Origin of the sequence: Synechococcus sp. R70.1, from assembly GCF_047461675.1 — a bacterium.
Taxonomy (GTDB): Bacteria; Cyanobacteriota; Cyanobacteriia; order Thermostichales; family Thermostichaceae; genus Thermostichus.
This window is the reverse complement of record NZ_JANSHR010000097.1, coordinates 1-587: the sequence shown is the minus strand read 5'-3', so window position 1 is coordinate 587 and position 587 is coordinate 1. Positions and strand designations below refer to the sequence as shown.

Here is a 587-nt window from a genome sequence, read left to right as displayed (position 1 = left end):
ACGAGGAAGGCCGTTGCGATGAGCCTACTCCCTGTCAGCGGGTGCGCCTGAATAATTTTGTAACCGTCAACAGTACCTTCCCTGATGAAGTGACATCCACTTTAATTGCCATACCAGAGCAGTCAGTGGAGGTTATACCAGAGCAGTCAGTGGAGGTTATAGAGAACGCCCCCACCTTCGCCAACGGAAGGGCGGTTTTTGAATCCGATGGCCGCGCCCGTCGACTGGGTCGCTTTGTAGTTAGCAGCACCTACTCCCAGGGCGAAAACCGCTGCGTGGTGGTGAGCACCTTGATAGGCACCATCCGCAAGGACAACGACCCGGCTTGTGCAAGGAGAACAGATGCAGAAGACTAGCCAGCCTTGCAACCTCCTTGAAAGGGGGTAGGATGGTCAGGCCGATGTTTTTGGGTAGCGCATGGCCCCTTCTTCCCCAATCCTTCAGGAAAAAACCTTTCCTTGGCAATCTCGTCAGCCGGCTCTGCTGGTGCTGGCCGATGGCACTTCCTTTGCCGGCTGGTCCTTTGGGGCAGCGGGCACGGCGGTGGGCGAGGTGGTGTTCAACACGGGCATGACCGGCTACCAGGA

Annotated in this window: 2 protein-coding genes; both read left to right on the top strand. The window is 57.2% G+C overall.

Going from position 1 to position 587, the window contains the following annotated elements; all coding sequences use genetic code 11:
• On the top strand, nucleotides 1-356 hold a 356-nt coding region (locus tag NW807_RS09985), incomplete at its 5' end, for a hypothetical protein (protein ID WP_414426009.1).
• Between the two features lie 61 nt (nucleotides 357-417).
• Nucleotides 418-587, top strand: a 170-nt coding sequence (locus NW807_RS09980; protein WP_414426010.1) for a carbamoyl-phosphate synthase domain-containing protein, incomplete at its 3' end; no start/stop codon positions are given.